Annotated in this window: 20 protein-coding genes and 1 pseudogene; 7 read left to right on the forward strand and 14 right to left on the reverse strand. The window is 49.0% G+C overall.

Annotated elements, in window-relative coordinates:
• Window positions 1-218: 218 nt before the first annotated feature.
• Window positions 219-401 carry a hypothetical protein gene (locus BZJ17_RS15830; RefSeq protein WP_077641384.1) on the reverse strand — a complete coding sequence of 61 codons (183 nt, stop codon included), beginning with the start codon at window positions 399-401 and terminating at the stop codon, window positions 219-221.
• A gap of 146 nt (window positions 402-547) precedes the next feature.
• Between BZJ17_RS15830 and BZJ17_RS15835 the strand changes: the two genes are divergently transcribed.
• From BZJ17_RS15835 to BZJ17_RS15850, 4 genes are all read left to right on the forward strand, one after another.
• Window positions 548-1,264, forward strand: coding sequence for a phage/plasmid replication protein (locus tag BZJ17_RS15835; RefSeq protein WP_077641401.1), 717 nt, complete (start codon window positions 548-550; stop codon window positions 1,262-1,264).
• An 8-nt stretch (window positions 1,265-1,272) separates the two neighbouring features.
• Window positions 1,273-1,563, forward strand: a complete 291-nt coding sequence (locus BZJ17_RS15840) for a single-stranded DNA-binding protein (protein WP_077641385.1) — start codon at window positions 1,273-1,275, stop codon at window positions 1,561-1,563.
• 147 nt (window positions 1,564-1,710) lie between these two features.
• Entirely contained in the window at window positions 1,711-2,301 is a 591-nt protein-coding gene (locus tag BZJ17_RS15845; RefSeq protein ID WP_077641386.1) for a hypothetical protein, read from the forward strand.
• 368 nt (window positions 2,302-2,669) lie between these two features.
• Window positions 2,670-3,554 (forward strand): alkyl sulfatase dimerization domain-containing protein, encoded by an 885-nt coding sequence (locus BZJ17_RS15850; RefSeq protein ID WP_077457438.1) that lies wholly within the window; start codon window positions 2,670-2,672, stop codon window positions 3,552-3,554.
• Between the two features lie 54 nt (window positions 3,555-3,608).
• On the opposite strand, the gene yciH is transcribed toward BZJ17_RS15850, so the two are convergent.
• Window positions 3,609-3,932 carry a stress response translation initiation inhibitor YciH gene (gene yciH, locus BZJ17_RS15855; RefSeq protein WP_069586466.1) on the reverse strand — a complete coding sequence of 108 codons (324 nt, stop codon included), beginning with the start codon at window positions 3,930-3,932 and terminating at the stop codon, window positions 3,609-3,611.
• Window positions 3,933-4,034: 102 nt separating this feature from the next.
• Complete coding sequence (locus BZJ17_RS15860) at window positions 4,035-4,397, reverse strand: DUF3319 domain-containing protein (protein WP_077641387.1); 363 nt, start codon at window positions 4,395-4,397, stop codon at window positions 4,035-4,037.
• A 213-nt stretch (window positions 4,398-4,610) separates the two neighbouring features.
• On the opposite strand from BZJ17_RS15860, the gene BZJ17_RS15865 reads away from it, so the two are divergent.
• A complete protein-coding gene (locus tag BZJ17_RS15865; protein ID WP_077641388.1) occupies window positions 4,611-5,564 on the forward strand; it encodes a tyrosine-type recombinase/integrase in 954 nt (317 codons plus the stop codon).
• 3 nt (window positions 5,565-5,567) lie between these two features.
• Here BZJ17_RS15865 and BZJ17_RS15870 read toward each other — a convergent pair whose 3' ends face one another.
• Together BZJ17_RS15870 and BZJ17_RS15875 are read right to left on the reverse strand one after the other, a co-directional pair.
• A complete protein-coding gene (locus BZJ17_RS15870; RefSeq protein WP_077641389.1) occupies window positions 5,568-6,527 on the reverse strand; it encodes a D-alanine--D-alanine ligase in 960 nt (319 codons plus the stop codon).
• 203 nt (window positions 6,528-6,730) lie between these two features.
• The gene (locus BZJ17_RS15875; protein WP_077641390.1) at window positions 6,731-7,213 is read right to left on the reverse strand and encodes an SPOR domain-containing protein; all 483 of its coding nucleotides are present in this window, start codon (window positions 7,211-7,213) and stop codon (window positions 6,731-6,733) included.
• A gap of 268 nt (window positions 7,214-7,481) precedes the next feature.
• Between BZJ17_RS15875 and BZJ17_RS15880 the strand changes: the two genes are divergently transcribed.
• The gene (locus tag BZJ17_RS15880) at window positions 7,482-10,181 is read left to right on the forward strand and encodes a bifunctional acetate--CoA ligase family protein/GNAT family N-acetyltransferase (RefSeq protein WP_077641391.1); all 2,700 of its coding nucleotides are present in this window, start codon (window positions 7,482-7,484) and stop codon (window positions 10,179-10,181) included.
• A gap of 5 nt (window positions 10,182-10,186) precedes the next feature.
• On the opposite strand, the gene BZJ17_RS15885 is transcribed toward BZJ17_RS15880, so the two are convergent.
• Window positions 10,187-10,921, reverse strand: coding sequence for a LysR substrate-binding domain-containing protein (locus BZJ17_RS15885; protein ID WP_077641392.1), 735 nt, complete (start codon window positions 10,919-10,921; stop codon window positions 10,187-10,189).
• Between the two features lie 30 nt (window positions 10,922-10,951).
• Here BZJ17_RS15885 and BZJ17_RS15890 point away from each other — a divergent pair, with 30 nt between their 5' ends.
• Complete coding sequence (locus BZJ17_RS15890; protein WP_077641393.1) at window positions 10,952-12,583, forward strand: DUF2813 domain-containing protein; 1,632 nt, start codon at window positions 10,952-10,954, stop codon at window positions 12,581-12,583.
• Here the strand turns inward: BZJ17_RS15890 and BZJ17_RS15895 are convergent, their stop codons facing one another.
• The 8 genes and pseudogenes from BZJ17_RS15895 to BZJ17_RS15930 all read right to left on the reverse strand — a co-directional run bounded on the left by BZJ17_RS15895 (window position 12,584) and on the right by BZJ17_RS15930 (window position 18,427).
• A complete protein-coding gene (locus tag BZJ17_RS15895) occupies window positions 12,584-13,147 on the reverse strand; it encodes a DUF3833 domain-containing protein (protein ID WP_077641394.1) in 564 nt (187 codons plus the stop codon).
• A complete protein-coding gene (locus BZJ17_RS15900) occupies window positions 13,144-13,680 on the reverse strand; it encodes a hypothetical protein (protein ID WP_077641395.1) in 537 nt (178 codons plus the stop codon). Before BZJ17_RS15900 ends, BZJ17_RS15895 begins: the two co-directional genes overlap by 4 nt.
• A complete protein-coding gene (locus tag BZJ17_RS15905; protein ID WP_157893205.1) occupies window positions 13,680-14,195 on the reverse strand; it encodes a DUF2878 domain-containing protein in 516 nt (171 codons plus the stop codon). The genes BZJ17_RS15900 and BZJ17_RS15905 overlap by 1 nt, the downstream gene beginning before the upstream one ends.
• Before the next feature lie 4 nt (window positions 14,196-14,199).
• Complete coding sequence (locus tag BZJ17_RS15910) at window positions 14,200-15,441, reverse strand: cyclopropane-fatty-acyl-phospholipid synthase family protein (RefSeq protein ID WP_077641397.1); 1,242 nt, start codon at window positions 15,439-15,441, stop codon at window positions 14,200-14,202.
• A 2-nt stretch (window positions 15,442-15,443) separates the two neighbouring features.
• The gene (locus tag BZJ17_RS15915) at window positions 15,444-16,181 is read right to left on the reverse strand and encodes a DUF1365 family protein (protein ID WP_077641402.1); all 738 of its coding nucleotides are present in this window, start codon (window positions 16,179-16,181) and stop codon (window positions 15,444-15,446) included.
• Between the two features lie 8 nt (window positions 16,182-16,189).
• Window positions 16,190-17,299: pseudogene (locus BZJ17_RS15920) on the reverse strand (FAD-dependent oxidoreductase); the annotation flags it as partial.
• A complete protein-coding gene (locus BZJ17_RS15925) occupies window positions 17,268-17,990 on the reverse strand; it encodes an SDR family NAD(P)-dependent oxidoreductase (protein ID WP_077641399.1) in 723 nt (240 codons plus the stop codon). The pseudogene BZJ17_RS15920 and the gene BZJ17_RS15925, both read right to left, overlap by 32 nt.
• On the reverse strand, window positions 17,987-18,427 hold the full coding sequence (locus BZJ17_RS15930; RefSeq protein ID WP_077641400.1) for a nuclear transport factor 2 family protein: 441 nt from the start codon (window positions 18,425-18,427) through the stop codon (window positions 17,987-17,989). Before BZJ17_RS15930 ends, BZJ17_RS15925 begins: the two co-directional genes overlap by 4 nt.
• Between the last annotated feature and the right edge of the window lie 10 nt (window positions 18,428-18,437).

An 18,437-nucleotide genomic window follows, 5' to 3' on the forward strand; every position in this document is an offset into this window, starting at 1 on the left:
TCGATAATTCCCCCATACCCCCACCATCCTGCGAGGCCATAGCGAGTTTTCAGCTAGTGCCGGCGTTAGGGTTTTTTCTCCTACCTGACCACTACCTTTCATTAGAGATGGGCAAAGCAGATCACGGGGGCGGAGGAAGCGAAGCGCCGCCCGCGGGAGCTGTGCTATAGGTTCGGGTTCCTGTTACACCCGAACTAACTCCGGAATTCCGGACTTTTTTACTTACTCACGCTCTCTTTCAGGTCTTTTTTTGCTTCCGTTAGATACTGATCGAATAGGTAGTTTGCTACTTCGGTCCATTTTACTTGTTTGCCTGTTGCGTAGCTTACTTCTATTGCTGCTCGCTCTAGCTTGAGTTTGGTTTCTTCGCTGACTCGCAGCGAGGTGTATTTCTTGGTCATGTTTAGCCTTTAAAAATACTCTGATTAATATCATCGTGTGTGACAGTGCATTCTAGTATGTATGTATCACATATTTGAACATATAGTTGTATGCATGTATTAAAAGGTGTATTTTGCATTTAAATAAACATACATACATTAATGCAATGTTCTTTATCGACCAGCTATTCATGCAACAAGATTACCCAGATGGAGGGTTGCCTCTTGTCGGYACGCATGTGATTGAACGTGTTGATATGGAGACGGGCGAGCATTTACCTCCCAGTGTTAATCAGAAGGTTTTAGAAGGYTCTTACAGCACTAAGCTAACGATTCGTTGTAACGGCAACCGAGTCCGTGTGGAGGGGAACCCGTCACGTTGGCAACGCATGGATAATCTATTTGGACTTACTCAACTAGATGATTGTGTCGCCATTTATAACCATGTATTGGCGCAGTATGGGCTACCACCATTTACCAAGAACACCAAGCTTAAGCATCGTCAGTCATTACAAGACGTCGAGAACGCTATGAAGACACTACACGCCACACATGACGAGCATCAGTCTATTGCACACCAACTATTAGACTCTGGAGCGGTTAACACTCTACGCCAGGCTAACACTACTATGAGTTATTTCACTATGTGGCAGCATGGCACGGACTTGCGCGACATTCTTAAAGCTAGCCAGTTCTACGAGCATAAGGCACGTCTCAAGTTGATAGGTATTGATATTTCCCGACCATTTGATGTTAGYCGCATGTGCCCAACATTGAAGCGCTCAGAAGTTATTGAAGTAAAACCCCTTTCTATTCCCAGTTGGTACCAGCTGCCCAGAGTGGCGACTACCAACGTTTTACCATTCCATGCATACGCATCATGAGGRACACCATGTTAAAAATTGAGATCTTTGAAGAAGATGAACGCATTCTAACGCGCAATATTCCAGCTAAAGACGATCGTCCAGCCAGAGAGATACGAGAGCAGATTGCTTACGCGCACTTGGGCGGCAAGTTTCCGGTAGAGATGAAGTTACAGATTGAAGAAGGGCAGCCACATTATGCAGCAGGACTTTATACCGTTCTTTCACATGCGCGGGTACTAGCATCGGAGAAGCGACAATACTTAGGGACTCTCTCAGCATACAAGATTTACTTGCCTATAGCAGGCCGACGCAGCTAGCTTCGTTCGTTAAACGCGGTGAAGATGTGTATTTGCTTATTTATCTCGATAGTAGAGCCGTTTTTCCTTTCCTCCGCATTCATGTTGATGACATATATGATGCCGCTTTGAGCTTCTGTCGTGATAATGATGTTATAGGGGCTTAGTATGAGTGATGATTTTCAATGTTATAGCCTCACGCATGAGCAGCGTGTTGAACGCGGTCGGCGTGGATGTCTTTCGTCAGGCCATAGACCGTACACAGATGAAGAGATTTGCTACCTTGTTGATAATTATGGGATTATATCGCTTAAGCAAATAGCGAAAGATTTGGGAAGAACGTATTTTTCTGTTGTAGACAAGCGCAAGAAGCTCGCGCTTAAGCATTTTACGAAGCACTATACGGAAGAAGAAGATAACTTTATTAGATGTAATGCTTTTATACTCACATCTTACCAAATAGCTCGAAAGCTTGGTCGTTCTCGGGCTTCCGTTGCTCAGCGAGCTATGAGGTTAGGCGTTTGTTTGTTGAAAGCTGGCATAGACTCGCCGAAGGCAAAATATCCACAAGAAGATATTGATATGATTCGTGCGTTACGAGATGAGGGATTGTCTTATTACTCTATAGCTCGCAAGTTTGAGATTGATAAGAGCTACATTCGCCAGATTTGTATTCCTGATGTGCGTCTCTATGACGACTCTTATACGTATCATTTGGCTAGGTTACGGCAAGTATCTGGTATTGATTGTCAAAACTAGTGATACCAAGTGCGCATTATGTGTCTTATGTTAAATGACATATCCGTCAGATCAAGATTGGCATCAATAAGACAAGCGCCTGCATTCCTCGTCGATACGTTTTGTCCCCTTCACTGTGTTTACGCGACTATTCAACGTAATTGTATATTTACCATAAAATAGCTAATCACCACTTTCTTTAATCCACTCAGTTCAAATGCTCCGCTTGACCTAAGGTGCTTCAATCTCGCTGTGATAAGCTAAATGATCATCTTTTATGGGGATATTTAGTGTTATCTCAGCAGTTTCCGCCTGTTGACCTTTTTAGGTGCTGCAAGGTTTGCTACAGTTTTGCTAGTTTGTACGCGAACCGTTAAATAAGGGAAAAAATGAGAGCTCAAATAGTGGCTTGGCTATTAGTCGCATTGACCAGCTTCAGTGTGTCTGCCGAGGATGAAGGCGAAGCCAAACAAGCCCCCGCACAACCTAAGTCGTATGCGGAACAAAGTATTTATGACAAGCCATTGATGGAACGCTATGTTATGGATGAGATTCGTAATCTCAGAACAGACTTCCAAGCCCTTGAAAAGCGTATGGTGGTTGAGATTACCGACCGTGAATTAGACGTGGCGGACAAATCACTTAACTATGCCAATGTCACTGTCACCTACTTTTTCTATTTGATTGCGGGCGCAGCATCATTGATCGCCCTAGTTGGTTGGCAATCGCTGCGTGATATCAAGAACAATACCAAAGAACTCGCTGATCAACAGTTATCGGAAATTGCTGAACAATATGAGCGAAAGTTCCAAGCGCTAGAGCGCGATTTGAAACGTAAAACACGTATCATCGCCGAGAATAACAAAGAAATTGAACGGATTAATGAGATCCATAACCTTTGGTTACGCGCACAGCATTCACAAACGCCAGAACAACGGATGGAAATCTACAATGAGATTTTAAAAATTCGCCCTGGTGATCTAGAAGCCCTTACTCATAAAGCGGATGCCGCGATGGAAATGGGTGAATACCACTGGGCGTTGAGTATTAGTAATCGTGTTTTAGAGGTGGATGACAAAAATGCTAACGCCCTCTTCCAGCGTGCTTGTGCTTATGCGCGTCTTGGTGCGGAAGAGCAAGCGATCTCTGACTTGGAAGTCGCAGTCGCGGAAAGTGCTTCGCTGCGTGAGGCGGCTCGTGAGGAAGCTGATTTTGAATCACTTCACGGTAATGAGCGCTTTGACGTGTTGATTGATCCGGAGAGTAATCCTTAGTCAGCATGCTGTACGACAAATCACTGACAATGGGCAGCATACGCTGCCCGTTTTTTATCCACCGGCGAGTTTGACGGTGTGGCCTTTTTTCTCAAGGTGGGCTTTGATTTGATCGCGTTTATCCCCCTGGATCTCGATAACGCCGTCTTTAATCGCGCCACCACAGCCGCATACCTTTTTAAGCTCGGCGGCGAGTAGTTTTAATGCCGCGTCTTCAAGGTCCAGCCCTGTTACTAAGCTAACGCCCTTCCCTTTGCGCCCTTTTGTTTGGCGCTGAATACGAACGATGCCATCTCCCTTTGGGCGAACTGGCTTTTCCGGTGCCTCTTTGATGCGGCCGGTTTCGGTAGAATAAACTAATCGGTTGTTGTCAGACATGGTGTATACGTAATGTGAAAACCTTGGTGAGACTATACCAAAACAAAAAGCGGCTTTGCAGATAAAGCCGCTTATCTTATTGGTTGGTATACATTGAGTGTATTAGGCGCGCAGTTTTTCGCCGTTGCGATCAATATAAAGTTTGAGGGCGGGTAAGGTTCCTTTCATCAGATTTCCCCGAACCATCATGTACCAGCCCTTTTCGTCTTTCTCGGGATCGTCATTCATCAGGCGAAACCCTTTGTACTCTTCAACTTGGCGGGTTTGTTTACGAGCAAGCGCATCAAACTCGGCAGGATCAGTCAACATGCTGGTATCGACCCACCACTCAATCGACTTTTTGACGCCAGTTAAGCTGCCAGACACAACTTTACCGCCTAGCCGCGCACGATACACCTCTTGGATATCACCAGAGCCTTCTACTTTCTCAATGGTGTAACCACGGTGAAAAAGGCGTTGGGTCATAGTTTCCTCCTGATGCCGCTCCCACAACAGTAATCTACCTATTATGAGTTACGAACCTACTAAATTTTTAGACTATTATCACGTTGAGTTCGAGGATTTTCACTCATTTTCAGACCTTGACAGACAGGTGAGTATATAAAGTGCGATATGTTTCAAGTTTCACTCTGTGGTTGATGATAATATAGATCCATATAATTAAAGTTATAGTGCATTATGAAAAAGATCAATCCCATTGATAACAATAACTTAAGTGCGAGCATTCAAAGATTTAATCAGGGCACACTCTCCATTGAAGATTGGGATAGCGTGACAGAATCTCGGTATAGTCGAAACTCACTACTGAGCTATCGAAATGACTGGCAAGTTTTCGTTTCTTTTTGTCAAAGCCAACATGTCACGGCGTTACCCTGCGCAGTGACAACGCTGCGTCGATTTGCGGAACTCACCTCCCAGCAGCGAAAAGTATCGGCGATTCGCCGAATTATTGTCACTGTAGGCTTGGTACATCGCTTACACCGTCAGCGAGATCCGAGTAAGCATCGCGAAGTGAAATATGCCATGGCGCGGTTACTTGCCGCGAAACTCCCAGAAGCAAAAGAAGCCGCACCATTTAGAAAAAGACACCTGTCAGCACTTAGAGAGCATTTCCAATCAAGCAAGCGACTACGCGATATTCGTGATCTTTTGATTTGGTCATTGTGTTACGAGGGCTTACTCAAACGCAGTGAACTCGCTGCTCTCGCCGCAGAAGATGTTCTGTATGACGGCGAAAAAGCCTATGTGATGATTGGAGAGCAACGGGTTGTGCTATCTGAACAAACTGCAGTGACACTCGCCACTTGGCTCGAGTACAGTGGGATCCATCAAGGCCCCCTACTACGACGAATTAATAAGCATGGCCACTTAGGCGACACGCCATTAGACCCCTCTTCAATTTATCGCGTTTTTCGCCGCGCCAGTGACGTGTTAGGGGAATCGGTGGTGTTCTCTGGACAATCACCCCGCGTGGGAGCCAGTAAAGCGCTGGCAAAGCAGGGATTAAGTATCAAGCAAATCCAACATCTGGGTCGTTGGAAAAGTCCGGCTATGCCGGCGCAATATGTCGGCAACCGCGAAGCCAGTGAGCAAGCTAAAGCACGTTACCGACATAAAAAGCCTACAGAGTAGCGCCTAAATCACCCGTTTGCCTGTTGCCTTGCTAATACATTGGGCGAGGTATTCGTGGAAAGGATAACCATGATGTTCTACCAATTTGGGGAACATCGAAATCGGGGTCATTCCTGGGAAAGTATTGATTTCATTAAGTAAGATTTGGTTATCGTCACTCAAAAAGAAGTCAATACGAGACAAATCTTTTAAGCGTAGGTGCACAAACGCTTGACGCGCATACTGCTGAATCGCTTCTACTTGTTCATCCGTGAGGTTTGCCGCTTCAATGTGCGTATTACTGTGACTGCCGTCGCTGTACTTTTCCTCGTAGGTGTAGAAGGTGTCCTCAGGGCAGCTGATTTCGCCCGGAGGGGTGACAATCACATCCTCTCCCATGTGGAATGCAGCGACTTCAAGCTCACGTGGTTTAATCGCTTTCTCGATAAGTACTTGGTCTGAAAACGTAAACGCATCTGCAATTCGCGCGTCTAGCTCATCTTCTTTCGTCACACGGTAGCAGCCCACGCTGGAACCCTGACTTGCCGCTTTTACAAAAACGGCCCCTTGCTCGTCATAAAAAGTACGTGCCCGAGTCAAGCTACTTGGGCTTTGATCGGTTAAAAATACATAAGGTGTGTTCGGAATCCCGAGGGCATCAAACCATAGCTTGGAGGTGATTTTATTGAAGCACACTCGGCTCGCTTCAGGTCCGCAGCCGAGATACGGCAAACCTGTGATTTCTAACAATGATTGAATATCGCCTGTCTCTCCGGGAAAGCCGTGAATACAAGGCACCACATAATGGATTTGGGTGTGTTCTACCTTGCTRCACAGCATGCCATCGGTATCCAAATGGCAGCGCATGCCATCCGCTAAATGCCAACCTTGTTCGGTCATTTCCACTTTATGGACTTTCACTCGCGGCATTTTTGCCAGTTGTGACTCAAGGTACTGAGCCGAAATCAACACAAGACGTGCCATGCACGTATTTTGCTGACTTTTAAGCCATAGTAGACAATTGTTCGCTAGCTTTCATTATCCAAACAGCTTTTATGTCCGCTTTGATAGCCGATTGCTTGTCAATTATACAAGTGAATGCAGCCCATCAGGCGCTCAACTATGCGTTACCCACCACACACAAAAAAGCCGGCAAATCGCCGGCCTGTTCAGCAAATGGGCCGCGCTTAGTTAACGCGCACCATTTGTGGGTTGGACGACCGTTTGATATCCGCAATGGAGCGAACAAATGGTCCATATTGGCGCACTGTTTGTGGAAGCGCCTGAATCGCTTGCTTGGCTGCATCTCGGGTTGGGTATTCACCATAAAGTAAGGTGTACCAAGGCAAACCATCGACCATTTTTTTATTGCTCCAAAGCGGCTGATCGCTGGGTAAGCGTTTAGCGTAATCGCTAAATCCACGATCGTGACTCAGTGCCACAACCTGAATGGTATAGCCCGGCCCTTGTTTCGCGGGTTTTACCGTTTGCTTTTTAGGCGCAGGCTTTGGCTGAGCTTGTGGCATCGTCTCCGCTTTCGCCATCTCTGGCTGTTCGGTCGCACGGGTATCGGTCGACTCAATGGTCTGACTATAAATTTCGGTAGTGACGCCGCCACCGCTGCATCCCGTTAAGAGCGCGGCAACAGCCAATAAGGCCAATTTTTTCATTACAATTCTGTCAGTTATCCAAGTTTGTGTCATTGTGCCCCCGACCTAACAACCATTCAATAAAAACTTAGGTGGCGGCGTAAGGTTTCTGCTGCAGCTCACAGATGGCCACCCCTGCCTGTTTTTCAGTGTATCGTGTTGAATAAATTCTGCTCCGCACAGATCACATTGCGTTAAAAAAAACCGCTGAATTCAAGCATGAATAGATACACTGGCTGACAATCTGTCCTGTTTCTCGGCTTATCATGCCACGCAAAGGGGGAGCGTTATGTCAGGGATTGATCAGTTACTTAAGCCCAAATCAATCGCGGTTGTTGGTGCCTCAGACCGAGCTAACCGCGCTGGGTATGTGGTGACTCGCAACCTGCAATCGGGGGGATTTCAAGGCCCAATCATGCCCGTCACGCCGAAATATCAAGCGGTAGCGGGAATACTGGCCTACAAAACCATCGAAGCACTGCCATTAGTGCCTGACTTAGCTATCCTGTGTACCCGTGGCGAGTACAATCTTAGCCTCATCGAACAGCTGGGCGAACGTGGCGTCAAGTTAGTGATCGTGCTAGCGGCAGGCATGCGCGGGCAGTTTAATGAGCAAGGCGAAAGTCACTTTTCGCGCATGCAGGCTATTGCGGCGCGCTACACCATGCGGGTGCTTGGACCAAACAGTCTGGGGATGATTCTGCCTTGGCTGAATTTGAATGCGTCGTTTGCACCTGTGTCTGCTAATAAAGGAAACATTGCCTTTATTTCTCAATCCGCCGCTGTCTGTACCACGATTTTAGACTGGGCCAAAAATAAGCGAATCGGCTTCTCGACCTTCATTTCACTCGGCGAAGCCTGCGACATCGACTTTCCCGAGTTATTGGATTATCTGTGTCGTGACAGTAAGACCGATGCCATTCTGCTCTATGTCGACTCAATCCGTGATGCGAGACGGTTTATTTCCGCTGCTCGTGCCGCGGCACGTAACCGACGTATTTTGGTGCTAAAAAGTGGCCGCACTCGCGGTGGCTCGGTGGCCTTGGAACAACTGAGCCATACCAACATGGGCCTCGATGCCGCCTATGACGCAGCCATTCGTCGCTCGGGGATGCTGCGCGTAAATAACACTCACGAGCTATTTGCCGCAGTCGAAACCTTGTCACACTCCGTTCCTTTACGTGGCGAGCGTTTGGCCATTATTACCAATGGCGGCGGCCCTGCTGTCATGGCAGTCGATACACTGATGGATTCGGGCGGTAAATTGGCGTCTCTTAGTGAGAAAACTATTGAAGCATTGAATCAGGTATTACCCGCAAGTTGGTCGCGTACCAACCCGATCGATATCGTGGGCGATGCGGACACACAACGATACCAAGCTGCTATCGATATTCTCTTGGCGAGTGATGATGCTGATGCACTGCTTATCATGCATTCACCCTCCGTCACGGCGCCGGGGCTGGCTACCGCGAAAGCCATTATCGCTGCTCTCAAGGAAAATCCGCGCGCGCGGCGTTTTAATATTCTCACCAACTGGCAAGGCGAAGGCGATGACGCCACCGTTGCTCGACTAGCATTTACCCATGCTGGCTACCCGACCTATCGTACGCCAGAAAGCGCCGTTACCGCCTACATGCATTTGGTAGAGTACCGGCGTAACCAAAAGCAGTTGATGGAAACGCCCACGTCCACCGGACAAACAGACTACGACTTGCCGGCAGTTCGCGCCTTTATCGATCAAGCCGAAGATATTGAGCACCTCACTCTCACCACACATGAAGTCCGCCCTCTTCTTGAAGCGTATGGCTTGCACGTCATGTCCACCTGGCTGGCGAGTGATCCGGTCGAAGCGGCGCAAATTGCCGAGCAAGTGGGCTATCCAGTTGCAGTGAAACTGAGATCGCCGGATATCCAGCATAAATCGGATGTACAAGGCGTGATGCTCAATTTGCGCACAGCTGCTGAAGTAGCCAATGCTTCACAAGCTATTTTGGACCGCGTGTCTATGACGTATCCAAACGCACGCATTCAAGGCTTACTGATTCAATCCATGGCTCCCCGCGCCGGTGCGCAAGAGTTAAGAGTGACAATCACGAATGATCCCGTGTTTGGCACCATTATCTTATTGGGTGAAGGTGGTTCGGACTGGGACGTGACCAAAGACGCTGCGGTGGCGATCCCTCCGCTCAATATGGCGTTAGCACGCTATTTGGTAATTGGCGCGATCAAGTCTGGCAAAATCAAACAGCGCGGCTTCCCCGTTTCCATTGATGTGCCCAGCTTGTGCCGCTTTTTAGTGACACTGTCACAGATGATCATTGATTGCCCTGAAATTGACGAACTGGATATTCACCCACTATTAGTCGCGGGCGACGAGCTCACTGTATTAGACGCCTCCCTACAACTGCGTGATTACGCCGGTAGTCAGCATCAACGTTTGGCGATACGCCCCTATCCTAAAGAACTCGAGCAGCAGGTCACCTTAAAAAATGGCGATACATTGCTATTACGTCCGATTCTTCCCGAAGATGAGCCGACCCACAAAGCGTTTGTAGAGCAAGTATCGGAGGAGGATCTTTATCGGCGATTCTTCTCTGACGTGGGTGAACTCAACCATGAGGCCCTGGCCAACCTCACTCAGATTGACTATGACCGAGAAATGGCACTAGTAGCGACCTATACCTCCCCTTCTGGACAAGAAGAAATCTGGGGAGTGGTCCGTTTATTGGCCGATCCTGAAAATACAGAAGCCGAGTTCGCCGTGTTAGTGCGCTCGGATTTAAAAGGCGTTGGCCTTGGCAGTATCTTGATGACTGCGATCATCGATTACGCCAAACAGGCCGGCCTGTCTCGCATTACCGGTATGACGATGCCAGCGAACCGAGGCATGATTGGATTAGCACAAAAGTGCGGTTTTAGTATTGATGTGCAAATGGCAGACGGCGTGGTGGATATGCTGCTGCCACTACATAAAAACCAAGATGCATAAACCGACTACGGCGTATCAATCGGAATGTCACCGGCTTGCAAATAGGGCGCAAGCAGCTTAGGGACTTGCCGCACCAACCAAGATTTCGCATTGCCCATACGGTTGCGCTTCCACGCGAGTCCCATCTTTAACTCGAAAGGTGTGCTGCCCTTCAATAGCTTAAGGCGACCCGCTTTCAAGTCATCTTGAATCCAAAACCACGGTAAAGTACCAATCCCCTGACCTGCCAATATCGCTTGATACTTATCATGCATCGAGCTAACGGTTAAACGCGGTTGATCTTCCAAGACATTATAGGTAATAGGCTGCATGCCGCGTGCGGTATCGGCAACCGCGACTCCCCGATAACCAGCCCGAATATCTGGATCGACAGGTCGCGCTTCTTTATGAATGGGATGGTCAGGCGTGGCAACCCAGTACGCACTCATTTCGCCCAAAGGCTGTACCTTGATCCCTTGAGGAACTGACGCTGGGATCGGCGCAATCAGCACATCTGCTCTATCTTGCGCGAGAGATTCCCAGCACCCGGCAAGAATTTCTTCTGACAGTTTCAAACGCGTGCTGCTTTTATTGGCGAGACGCTCAATGAGCGGGAAAAAGAACGCACTTTTAAACAAACCGTCGTAGGCAAGCCGAATTTCGAGCTCCCACCCATGAGCTAGCGACGCCGCATCGGCAATCATCTCATCGGCCGCGTTCAGTAATAAGCGTCCGCGCTCTACTTTATTTCCTTTCAACAAGAACTGTCATACAGTAAATGAGAGGTGACGATGAGACTAGACCGGATTGAAATAGCAGGCTTTCGTGGCATTAAGCGCCTGTCACTACAAGTTGATGAACTCACCGTTCTAATCGGTGAAAACGCGTGGGGTAAATCTTCCCTGCTCGACGCATTGGAAATCGCTTTGCATCCTAGTGGTGATCGTCCTAGCTTCAAACGCTCGGACTTTCATGTTGACCACACCCTAGGGATTGCCCCTGAACAACAATTTCAAATCGTACTGCGTTGGCAAGAAAGCTTTGCTGGCGAACACAAAGCACGCCGCTATCGACGCTTTAAGCCGGTGTGGAATGGCGAGCATGAGGGTTGCCGTACTCTCGATTATCGCTTGAGCGCCACCACAGAAGAAAGCAAAGTCCATGTACGTCGCGAGTTTCTATCCAGTCAGGGCGATGTCATTCAAGATATCGAGAGCGATGCGCTGGCACAGCATCTCATGCAGATCCACCCTGTGGTTCGGGTACGCGATGCAAGACGCATGCGGGTCCCCGGACAAACAGTAACTAAAGACAATACCCGCCTTGAGCAACGGCTCGACAATACCTATCGCCGATTGTTAATGATGCCCGGCCACGTTAATAAAGGAGAGATTAAGAGCGGGCTACATGCGATGCGGCAACTGCTGGATCATTACTTTGCCGTACAAGAGCACGATCGCCCCCCTTACCCCATCCATGCCCCCGGAGCGTTAGCGTTTACCCATAATCAAATGCATCCCTTAGAGGCGGTGGCTAACAATACCTCCAATCAAAGCCACCTTATCCTGATGGGATTATTAAGCGCATTTGTGCGAGCGCGAGGGCCAAAGCAGCTTAAGCGCAATGCGCGACCGATCATGGTGTTTGAGGATCCCGAAGGTCGCCTGCACCCCACCTTATTGAATCAAGCTTGGCGCCTAATTCAATTGATGCCGATGCAAAAAATACTGACCACTAATAGCGGTGATCTTTTGGCGGGGGTTCAACTTGACCATATCCGAAGATTGGTACGCCATCCGACCGAAACACGCAGCCATCAAGTGCCCACGCAGCTGTTAAGTAAAGATGAACGCCGTCGCGTTACCTTTCATGTCCGTTTTCATCGCCCCAGTGCCTTGTTTGCGCGCTGCTGGCTGTTGGTTGAAGGCGAGACGGAGATTTGGCTATTTAATGAGCTCGCTCGCTTGCAAGGTTATGATCTCGCTGCCGAAGGCGTCCACTTAATTGAATTTGCACAAAGCGGTCTACGTCCACTAATCAAAACCGCCAAAGCCTTGGGGATTGAATGGCACCTAGTCGCCGATGGTGATATGGCCGGGAAGAAGTATGCCGCAACAGCGCGCGGACAGATTGAGAATCAGCCGGAGGGCGTCAGGCTTACCGTCTTGCCGGATAAAGACATTGAGCATTTCTTGTATAACAACGGCTATGAGCCTTTGTTCCGAGATATGGCTGGGATGACAAGCCAACAGCCTCACATGAATGACAGGCGCATCATTACTAAGGCACTCAAGCGTTATGCCAAACCCGATGCCGCGCTCGCGATCATCGCCTATACCGAGAATGAATTGAAAGCGCCGATCCCTAAGTTGCTTCGGTGGATCTTGCAACGTGCGATCGGCTTAGCCAGAGGGATGGGCTAATTAGCCCTCCTTGTTTACACGTTGGAAAAACAGCGTCACTTTCCCGACTTCAACCCCCCATTTGCGCATCGAGGTGACATTAAATAAATGGTCTGAATCTTGTCGGAACATCCAGTCGTCAAAGTGCAGCTGATACTCGCTGTCACCAACAGGCACAACCAAATCATAGCGCCAATTTAACGCATTCCCTTCTACAACGCCTGTCGCAGTGCCCACGATATCACCGGCGGTTCCTGAATAGGTCCCTTCTGAGTGGCGGGTAATCGTCCAAACACGCGTTTGGGTCTCGCCATCGTCATACACAAAGGACTCGTCGAGTGTCAGTGTATCGCCATCCACAGTGCCAATGATATCTACCTCAAAACGTCGGCGTTGCTCACCAGAAAAATCTTGCACCATACCCCACGCTTTTATGTGTCCTTCAAAATACTCAAACAAGTCAAACGCAGGAGTACGTGCTTTATAGTCCTCAATGTCCGCTGAACACGCCGTCAACAGAAGCGCCGCTACGGCGAGCAAGGCCCACTGAATACGCTGCCGGATCTGCCTCGTCGGTAGAATCATGATGGATCTCCTAATAATGCTTTGCGGTGATCGGGGTAATCGGTATTTTCTGATAACCAAATGGCCAAGAAGGCGTCGGCCAATGCCGTATCGGTCAGGTTAAGTGTTGGCTGCCAGTTTTGGTCCGCGCGTTGGTAATAAAATGTACCGCCGGTCTGAGTACGGACAAAAGCGAGACGATCGTTCTCCTTGATATCGCTCCAAGCTGGCGAGATTTTTTCCAGCCACACTGCGCGTTGTGATACAGAGAACCCAAGGTGCTGCCACTGATCGTCCGTCGCTTCCATCAGCCGTTTGTCGCTGATATCTCGAGCATAGGTAATCACCAATGCATGTGGCTGTTGTGGTTGATACTCTCCGTCAGGCGCACGCAACTCGGAGCGATAAATCGTCCACCAGCCCCATGTGAGTGTTGCCTTGCCAACTTGAGGCCAAGATTGCCATGCATTCTCCATCGTAGGAGATGCCGTCTCGGCAGAACTCGGCCACGAGAGGATTAAGGTAAGCCAGCCCACGAGCAGAATAGCTTTCATCACTCACCTCCTGAGGCCAACGTCGTTGGCTGTGTTTTTTCTACCAGCCAACGTATGAGGTGGATAAGGATCACACTGTACACCGCCCAGACTGCGACTAGAACGAGACTTGTGGTGAGCCAAGGTTGCGGAAAAACAATCGCGCCAAGCCGTTCTCCAGCAACATAACTGCTCGCGCCACCCAAAGCGCCAATCAGACTCATCGTCCACAAAGAATGGGCGAGAATAATCTCACGCAACAACCAAACGAAGGCGCAGAACCCGCACCAAAGTAGAACCAGCCACACCGGCATCCACGCTGATGCAGGTTCAGTGGCAAGCCAGCCAAAATGGATTAACAGGTTATCACCGACAAGGCCTATCGGCGTTAAGGTGATGATCGCCCAAAGGACGTCGCGCTGATAGAAAATCGCCGCGGCAAGCATGGCGACCAGCAACCACTGGGTGCTACTTTGCCCCAGCGCCGCCGTGAACCAAAACACGTTAAAAAGCAGGGAGATCACCACAAAGCGCATGATGTTAGGCCTCACGCCAAGCAGGGCGACTAAACAGCAACTGCACAGCACTGATGGTGCGCTCGCGGAATCCCCCCTCGCAGTAGCAGAAATAGTATCGCCACAAACGCGCAAAGCGTTCATCATAGCCAAAGGTTTGTAGCGTATCTGCGTTTTGGTTAAAGCGCTGATGCCAGTCGGCGAGTGTATTGGCGTAATCGATACCAATATCTTTTAAATCACGCATCACAAAATCGGTTTGCGCGGTAAAATGATCCAGCAATACATTCACTGATGGCAAGAAGCCACCAGGAAAAATGTGCTTTTGGATAAAGTCCACATTCCGGCTGTAGTGTTCATAGCGCTGATCGGCAATAGTGATGGCTTGAATGGCCATCAGTCCCTCAGGTTTGAGTAACGATTGACACTTTTTCACAAAGGTATCGAGATACTCTTTACCCACCGCTTCGATCATTTCAATCGAAACGAGCTTATCGTACTCACCGTCAAGATCGCGATAATCTTCTTTTAACAAGGTGATTTGGTTTTGCAGGCCCGCTTGTTCGATCCGAGCTTTTGCCCAAGCAAACTGCTCTTCCGAAATCGTCGTAGTGGTGACGCGGCAACCATACTCTTTGGCAGCGTAGATCGCCATTGCTCCCCAGCCCGACCCAATCTCAATTAAGTGATCCGATGGTTTGAGCTTGAGTTGCCGACAAAGGCGGTCCATTTTCTCCACTTGTGCCGCTTCCAAGCCCACGGTGTTCTCAGTATAGATAGCGCTAGAATAGAGCATCTGCTCATCAAGAAAGTGGCGGTAGAGATCATTACCCAAATCGTAATGCGCGGAAATATTACGACGTGCGGTGTCTTTTTCATTGCGGTTTCGCCAGTGTGCCATCTTGTTGCCAAGATTCACCAACCAACCGGTGTGTTTTTCAATGCGATCGATGGCAGGTAGGTTGCGAGCAAAGACACGGATCACATCGGTCAGATTGGGAGATTCCCACCAACCATCCACGTAAGCTTCAGCGGCGGCAATACTTCCACCGGTCAACATACGTGTGTAAAAGCGCGGATCGTGGACGAGCACAGAGGCATGAAGACTAGCTTGTGGATCACCACATTGTAAGGTTTGCCCCTGCTCGTCGACCAAAGAAATACAGGCATCTTTAACATGTGCCAGTAACGTGTAAACCAACTGCTTAGCATAATGCTCTTTGCGTGTCAGCGTGCGTTGAGTTTGAGAAACGTCCGTCGCAGACATAATTACTCCTTCTTCGCACCTGGGTGCGGATAAAACGGTGCGCCCTTTATCCATAATTTGAGCGCCTGCCAATAAATACCAATGAGAACTTTTACTGTCTCGATCGGGGTTCGGATCAATAGTTTATTGAGGGTTTGCGTGGTAAAGGGACGCCGCTTCATGCCTAACGTGGCATCAAACTCTCGATCATCTCGGTGCGCTTCTAAATGCACATGCACACGTTCACCTAGCGGCTTGAGTCGCCAGTGATACCGTTGCTCAATCGGGTTGAATGGCGAGACATGAAAGGCTTTATCATGCTGCCAGCGCTTCCCCGCTGGTATCGCATAAAAATGCTTTTCTTCCCAAGGGGTATTGCTCACCTCAGCCAATACATACCGCCACTGATTATCTGTGTCATAGATGTAATAAAGGTTCACGGGACTAAAGTACACGCCCAAATAGCGAAGTTGGCACAATGCGTAGACTTTGCCGGCAATGCGCTCACCGGTTAGCGCATAGAGTTTATCGAGACAAGCCGCTTTGGTGTCCGACTCCCCCGCGAAATAGTCGGCATGATGAAAGGCGGCGAACCCCCACTTCCCGAGTCGAAAGCCGCGCACACGCGCCGCTAGTGTGCTTAGCTCATCCAAATCAATCAGCGGCATAAACACGGGATAGTTAAAGGCGTGTTTGATCGGCGTAAAGCGTCGGTGTCGAACCTGGCCGACATAAAGCCCGCTTTGAAGTGATTCTGCCACTGTACTCACTAACTCATTTCCTCAACTACATCGAGCGCACTGCGCACACCATCTTCATGGAAGCCGTTGTACCAGTAGGCGCCACAGAACCAGCTTCGTTGCTGGCCATTAATTCGATGGCGCTGTTGCTGCGCGGCGACGCTTTCGGTATTAAATACCGGATGCGCATACACAAACTGCCGTAAAATCTTACTCGGATCGATTCGATCCGTTTGATTTAGCGTGACACAGAAGGTTTCAGGCGCCTGAATTGACTGCAATATATTCATATTGTAGGTCAAAGCTGCAGGTTGCGTGTCTATATCTTCTGACACGGACAGATGATAGTTCCAGCTCGCCCATGCCCCTTTGCGAGTGGGAAGTAATGAGGTATCGGTATGGAGCACCACCTCGTTATCTTGATACGGAATTGCGCCTAACACTTCACGTTCAGCTGTTGAAGGATCGGCTAGCATCGACAGGGCTTGATCGCTATGGCAAGCAAAAATGACATGATCGAACTGATACTCGCCACTCTCTGTGGTGAGCACAACGCCGTGCTGGTGACGTGTTACTTGCCTAACTGGAGTGTTTAATTGGATCTTTTCAGCAAACGCTGGGGTGAGCTTTCTAACATATTCACGCGAGCCACCCGGAATGACGTACCACTGCGGGCGATTCGTAATATCCAGCAAGCCGTGGTTTTGGAAAAAACGGAGGAAAAATGCCAGAGGAAATCCGCGCATATCTGAAAGTGTGGAGGACCATATTGCCGCCCCCATCGGTAAGATATAGTTTTGACAAAAATAGTCGCTAAACCCGTGCTGGTTAAGGAACTCCCCTAAGGTGTGCATAGCCAATGTATCTGACACTTGGCCGCGCTGATGAGCCTCACGCGCCAAACGGTTAAAACGCATAATCTCGGCTAAGAAACGGTAAAACCGAACATTCACCACATTACGTTTTTGCGCGAACAGCGACGCTAAGCTATGTCCGTTGTATTCCAGACCATTTTCATCGTTACGCACACTAAAACTCATCTCAGAAGGCTGTCGACCTACACCGATTTCTTCCAGTAAACGTTCATAATTCGGGTAAGTACGATCGTTAAACACGATAAAGCCCGTGTCGATCGCATAGCCATGATGTAGGGAGTAAGGCTATAATTTTCAGGAAATAGGTAAACTTACGCGGAAAGTGAACTTCTGCTTTGCGTTTCTCAAGCCCTGCTTGAATGGCCGCCGACGCTTGCTCGACAGTCACGCGCATCGGCATGGCGAAATCGTTTTTATCTGTTAGTGGCGTTTTAACAAACCCAGGCGAAATCAGTGACACTGTTACCCCTTGATGGGCGAGATCAACCGATAACGTATTGGCGAGATAGCTGATAGCAGCTTTAGACGCGCCATATGCCTCTGCGCGAGGTAAAGGCATGTAACTCGCCGAGGAACCAACGATCGCCAAATGGGTACCCGGCACAAAGCTTGCCTGCAAGGCTTCGATACAATTAAGGACGCCAAACACGTTGATATCGAATACGCGTTTAAACAAGGGTACATCGATTTTTCCGTAGTCGATGTATTCACAGGTACCAGCATTTAGGATCACCAAATCAGAGCTTGCTGATAAGGCACCGAGCGCTTGGTGGGTTTGATCCCTGTCTGTGGCATCAAACACTAACGGCTCGAGAGAAGCATGATCGCGCTGCATCGCATCTAGCTTGTCTTGGTTACGGCCACACGCAATGACGCGCCACCCTTGGCGTGCATAGTCTCGCGCTAATTGCTCGCCAATCCCCGATGTCGCGCCAGTAATCACAACCTGTTTCATTGTCCTAACCTCGCTTTTATGTAAGTGAGTAGTCGACCCATCAACGGCAAGGCCTCATAAATCATTTCGCCCATGTCAAAATAGTCGCGGTGACGACTGATTCGCCCATCCGTAAACGTCAAATGCGAGCAACCATGCACCTGTCTCGGTCTACCTTGTTGTACACGCGGATGGGAAAACGTCATGGTCCACGTCACGAAAGCATCATTGTCCCTCGCCGTGGTATGGTGAATGTCAAACTGACAGCTAGTAACGTTTTGATACAAGGAAGCAAAGTACGCTAGAAACGCAGAGAGCCCTTCAATACGGTGTGCTGGGTCGATAAACACAATGTCTGGGTGGTAAATCGTTTCAAGCGATGCCAAGTTGTCTTTACCGAGGGCCTGATAAACTTGCGCAAAGCGCGCCACCTGAGTTTGAACGCTCTCGATCTCCATTATGCAGACT

The sequence above is a fragment of the Salinivibrio sp. IB574 genome, from assembly GCF_001996205.1.
In the GTDB taxonomy this organism is placed as follows: Bacteria; Pseudomonadota; Gammaproteobacteria; order Enterobacterales; family Vibrionaceae; genus Salinivibrio; species Salinivibrio proteolyticus.